Source organism: Frankia sp. CcWB3 (genome assembly GCF_977927595.1).
The window spans coordinates 1-5,020 of sequence record NZ_CDWRCK010000058.1; the positions used below are offsets into that span (position 1 = coordinate 1).

Genomic DNA, 5,020 nt, shown 5'->3' on the forward strand with positions numbered 1-5,020 from the left:
ATCACGAATCTACGTGAATGTTTACCTTCCGCGAAGAGCCGTGTGAGCCCGGGGCGGCCGGCCGTCCCGGGCTTCCCGTCGTGTCTTTTTCGACACGACACCCGGACCTCTTACTCACCCGCATGCTTCAGACGATGATGCCTTCGGCACGTCGGCCCGAGAGTCAGAGCCACGCCGCGAACCGGTTCCATCCCGCGGACATCGCCGGCCGCGCCTACGGGAACAGACGATCCCCCAGACGCGGCCCGGTGGAAAAGCCCTGCTCGTAGCCTTCTCCACAGGCAGGCGTCGGCAGTACTCGCCGCGCCGGCCGTCGTCCCGGCATGGCAGCCCGACATGGCAGGAGGTTCCGCATGCGGTCCTGCCGGGCCCCTGCTCACTCCGGGTTGTCGAATCCCGCGAAGAAGTCGCGCGTACGCAGGACGCGAGCCGCCTCGGTGATCGAGCCGGAGAGCGACGGGTAGATCGAGAACGTATGTGCGATTTGATCGACGGTCAGACCGTGTTCGACCGCGAGCGAGATAGAGAGGATGAGTTCGGATGCACGCGGCGCGACAATAACACCGCCAAGCACGCTTCCACTCCCCGGACGGCAGAACAGTTTCACGAAGCCGTCCTCAATACCCATCATCTTCGCCCGCGGATTCCGCAAGAGTGGAACTGTGGTTACCTCGGCTGCGACTGCCCCGGTGTCCTTCATCACCTGCGTGACTCCGACGGTGGCGATTTCCGGCTCGGTGAAGATGTTGGACGACACCGTCCCGAGCCGCAAGGGTGTGACGGCCTCGCCGAGGGCGTGCCACATGGCGATACGCCCCTGCATCGCGGCGACCGATGCGAGCGGGAGGACTCCAGTGCAGTCACCGGCCGCGTAGACACCCGGCACCGAGGTCCGCGACATCCGGTCCACGTTCACATGCCCACCAGGCCCAAGCCGCACCCCCACGTCAGTCAGCCCGAGGCCCTTGGTGCGGGGTACCGAACCAACCGCCATCAGAGCATGGCTTCCCGTGACGGTCCGGCCGTCGGTCAGCTCGACGATCACACCGTCCCCGATGCGCCGTACCGACGCCGCCCGCGATCGGTTGAGCACCTCGATCCCACGCCGCACGAACACATCCTCGATGACCCGGGCAGCATCCGGGTCCTCCCCCGGCAGCACGCGTTCGCGCGAGGAAACCAGCGTGACCTCGGCGCCAAGCGCCCGATACGCGCTGGCGAACTCAGCTCCGGTGACGCCGGAACCGACGACGACCAGATGTTCGGGTATCTCCTTGAGGTCGTAGAGGTGTCGCCAGGTGAGAATCCGCTCACCATCCGGCTGGGCCGTGGGGAGATCGCGTGGTGAGGCGCCGGTCGCGATCAAAATCACATCGCCGACGAAGGTTTCACCGGCGCTGGTTTCGATTGCGTGCGGCCCGACAAGACGCCCAGAGGCGTGCACGACATCGACCTTCTCGCGCTCGAGCCGGCGCTCGATGTCCAGGGACTGGGCCTTGGCTAGATCACGGACCCGTTCGTACACCTGCTCCGCATCCACATTGACGACCTCCGGGGGCGTGAGCGGCCGGGTGCCCGAGTCCGCGCTGGTACTGATCCCCCAGGCCACGGGGGGCAACGCCGGTTCCGGCCCAGGGCCGAGACTATGCGGGCGGACACCCAGGCCGGGAGCCAGAGCAAGGTTCGTCATGGTCTCCGAAGTCGCGATCAAGGTTTTGGAGGGGACGCAGTCGGTGAGCACACAGGCACCACCGACCCCGTCCGAGTCGATGACGGTGACCGTCGCTCCGAGTGAGGCTCCAACGAGAGCCGCCTCGTAGCCTCCGGGCCCTCCACCAAGAATGATGATGCGAGTCACGTGCCCTCCCGATCCGGTATCGCTTCCTTATCATCTTGCCCCGCCGCCGCGGCCGCTCTCCTGCCGGTGCGGAAGGCTCCGTAGGATCGCAGACGGAGTCCGACATCAGCGATGTCAGGTAGGGCCATCTTCCTCCTTTCATGAGCGGAAATTACAGTTATAATCACGCACCGTAACCCTCCGAGAGATCACAATGACCTTGTACGCGGCTTACGCCGGCAACCTCGACCCGGCGCAGATGAAGGAGCGGGCCCCGCATTCGCCCGTGACCGGCGCTGGATGGATCAACGGTTGGCGCCTCACGTTCGGCGGTGAGAACGTCGGTTGGGATGGAGCCTTGCCGACCATCGTCGAGGCTCCGGGTGCCCACGCGTACGTCCTTCTGTACGATCTCGACCGTTACGACCTGGAACGGCTCGACGTCTGGGAAGGCGCGGACACCGGCCTGTACACCCGCATCCGGGTGCGGGTCTCCACCCTCGATGGGGAGGCTCTCGCCTGGACGTATGTTCTCGACGCCTACGAGGGAGGACTCCCGTCGCGCCGGTACCTCGAGATGATCGCCGATTCCGCGGAGAAGGCTGGGGCACCCGCCGACTACGTGGCCGAGCTCCGTTCGCGACCGACTGCGTGACGCATCACGGCGCCGGTGGCGTCTGGGTCAGCAGATCGAGAGCCGCGCCGGCAAGCAGCTTCACGCCCACACCGATCGCTCTCTCGTCCACGTCGAAGCTACCCTGGTGAAGGTCGTAGGTGTGGCCGCCGGGTGTCCGAGTGCCCAATCGGGCCAAGGCCCCCGGCACGTGGTTCAGATACCAACCGAAGTCCTCGCCACCAAGCGATTGCGCCACCATGGTGGAGGTCCCGTGACCAAACACACGGTCGACGACGGTCCGAAGGACCTCGACGACATCCACGCTGTTCACCACGGGCGGCACGCCACGCCGGTAGTCGACCACGATCTGTGCTCCGTACGGTGCGATGAGCTGCTCGGCAACCTGAGTGACCAGCGCCGGCACGCTCTCCCAGGTCTCCCGGGACAAAGTGCGGATCGTGCCTCGGAGCTGACCGGTTCGAGGGATGGCGTTGGTAACGGTTCCCGCCTGCACCTGACCCCAGACCAGGGAGAGCGCCGACCTGGGATCGACTAGTCGCCCCAACGCGGCAGGAAGATCGGCCGCAAGGCGGACGAGCGCGTACACCAGGTCGACTGTGTTCTGTGGCCGGGAGGTGTGACCGCCGGGCCCGGCCAACGTGATTTCGACGGCATCGGCGGCAGAGGTGATCGGACCCGTCCGCAGACCGATCATGCCCAGGTCGAGCGCCGGATCGCAGTGCACCGCGATCGCCGTGGTCACCGGCTTCAGCACTCCCGCGTCGATGACGTCCAACGCGCCGCCCGGCATGAGCTCCTCCGCGGGCTGGAACACCAGGCGCACGGTCCCGGGCAGCGTAGACACGCGTGCGATCTCGGCAAGCGCGAGTCCGGCGCCGAGCGCCACGGTCGTGTGCACGTCATGTCCGCAAGCGTGAGCCACACCCGGAACGGTGGAGCGGTACCGCACGTCCTTGATATCCGAGAGCGGAAGAGCGTCCATGTCGGCCCGCAGCATGATCACGGGAGCGTCTGGATCATGATCGACGCCGAGACCGATATCACACCACAGGCCAGGAAGGTCCGGCAGGCGCTGCGGCGACAGTCCCGCGGCCCGGAGTCGCGCCTCGACCTGCTCGGCGGTGCGGTGCTCCCGCCGGCCGAGCTCCGGGTGGGCGTGGAGATCGCGACGCAACGCGATCAGCTCGGATTCGTGCGCGGCCACCCACCCGGCGACCGCCGCGGTCTCGTCAACCTTCATCTGCCGGCCGGGCTCCTCCCTGCACACGCCACGCGGGCCCTGAACGCGTGCGGTTCGGGGTATTCGCCGACGTGTCTAGCCGTCGACTACCGGACGGCCCATGTTCATCTCTTCGAGCAGGGTATCGACGACCCGGATGAGATCTCCACCGGCCCGCCGGGCGGCGTCCCGCTGCCGGGTATAGCTCGCGCCCGTCCGCAGGATGGTCAGCGCGTCGGAGAGCTCGGATGAACAACCGAGGCGGTGGGCGACCGGAAGCAGATCCTCCACGAGATCGGTGATCTCGTCCCGGACCGGCCGGATACCGCCCCGACCATCGACGATGATCTGTGCGTCCAGACCGTACCGGGCCGCTCGCCACTTGTTCTCCTGCACGAGCCATCGTTGCGGAGTCGGGAGGCGATACCCACGATCGATCTGGGTGTTCATGCGGTCAACCAGGCACTGCGCGAGAGCCGCGACCGCCCCCACCTCCATCAGGGACGGCAGACCATCGCAGACCCGCAGTTCCACGGTGCCGAAGTTGGGATGTGGGCGAATGTCCCACCAGACCTCGCGGATCGTCTCGATGGTGCCGGAGACAATCAGTGTCTCCATGAACGACTCGAAACCCGGCCAGTCCTCCAACGGGTACGGCAGTCCCGCGGTGGGCAGGCTCGCGAAGACCTGTGATCGGGATGAGGCCAGCCCGGTGTCTCCGCCCAGCCAGTAGGGCGACGACGCCGACAGGGCGAGAAAATGCGGGACATAGGCCATCAGAGCGTTCACGATCGGCATGACCTTGTCCGCAGACCGCACTCCGACGTGTACGTGGACGCCGAAGATGAGCAGCCGCCGGGCCAACCACTGCATCTGGCTGACCAGCCGGAAATAGCGATGATCCTCGGTGATGCGCTGCCCCATATAGTCACTGGCCGGATGCGTGCCGCTGCACATCAGCCCGATCCCGCGCCGTTCCGCCAGATCGCGCAGCAGCGAGACGGTTCCAGCCAGGTCCGCGGTCGCTTCCTCCACCGAGTCGCAGACCCCGGTGACGACCTCGATGGTCGACTCGAACAGCTCGTGCTTGGCCTTGGCCGCCTCGCGCTCCCCGGCCTTCGCCCGCAGCTCGTGAAGAATCCCGCTGGCCTCGCCGCGAAGTTCGCGCGATTGCTGGTCGACGAGCTGCAGCTCCCATTCGATGCCGAGACTGGTGCTCGACGACGACGAGAAAGGGATCTGCACCTAGCCTCCTCGGGTCGGGATCTCGGGGTCGGTACCAGCACCAGACAGCCGTCACCCACCGGCTCGGCTCACGGGCAGCAGG

General features: G+C 66.5%; 4 protein-coding genes. 1 reads left to right on the forward strand and 3 read right to left on the reverse strand.

Annotated elements, in window-relative coordinates; all coding sequences use genetic code 11:
• Window positions 1-376: 376 nt before the first annotated feature.
• Window positions 377-1,858 (reverse strand): NAD(P)H-quinone dehydrogenase, encoded by a 1,482-nt coding sequence (locus ACY5KJ_RS06935; protein ID WP_462186676.1) that lies wholly within the window; start codon window positions 1,856-1,858, stop codon window positions 377-379.
• A 193-nt stretch (window positions 1,859-2,051) separates the two neighbouring features.
• On the opposite strand from ACY5KJ_RS06935, the gene ACY5KJ_RS06940 reads away from it, so the two are divergent.
• Window positions 2,052-2,492 carry a gamma-glutamylcyclotransferase gene (locus ACY5KJ_RS06940; protein ID WP_462186675.1) on the forward strand — a complete coding sequence of 147 codons (441 nt, stop codon included), beginning with the start codon at window positions 2,052-2,054 and terminating at the stop codon, window positions 2,490-2,492.
• A gap of 4 nt (window positions 2,493-2,496) precedes the next feature.
• On the opposite strand, the gene ACY5KJ_RS06945 is transcribed toward ACY5KJ_RS06940, so the two are convergent.
• Both ACY5KJ_RS06945 and ACY5KJ_RS06950 read right to left on the reverse strand, forming a co-directional pair.
• Window positions 2,497-3,714, reverse strand: a complete 1,218-nt coding sequence (locus tag ACY5KJ_RS06945; protein WP_462186674.1) for an amidohydrolase — start codon at window positions 3,712-3,714, stop codon at window positions 2,497-2,499.
• A gap of 75 nt (window positions 3,715-3,789) precedes the next feature.
• Window positions 3,790-4,938 (reverse strand): glutamate--cysteine ligase, encoded by a 1,149-nt coding sequence (locus ACY5KJ_RS06950; protein ID WP_462203016.1) that lies wholly within the window; start codon window positions 4,936-4,938, stop codon window positions 3,790-3,792.
• Between the last annotated feature and the right edge of the window lie 82 nt (window positions 4,939-5,020).

Bases quoted from the DNA above. Each gene is read 5' to 3' on its own strand.
- ACY5KJ_RS06945 (WP_462186674.1), bottom strand. From the start codon at position 3,714: ATGAAGGTTGACGAGACCGCGGCGGTCGCCGGGTGGGTGGCCGCGCAC.
- ACY5KJ_RS06940 (WP_462186675.1), top strand. From the start codon at position 2,052: ATGACCTTGTACGCGGCTTACGCCGGCAACCTCGACCCGGCGCAGATG.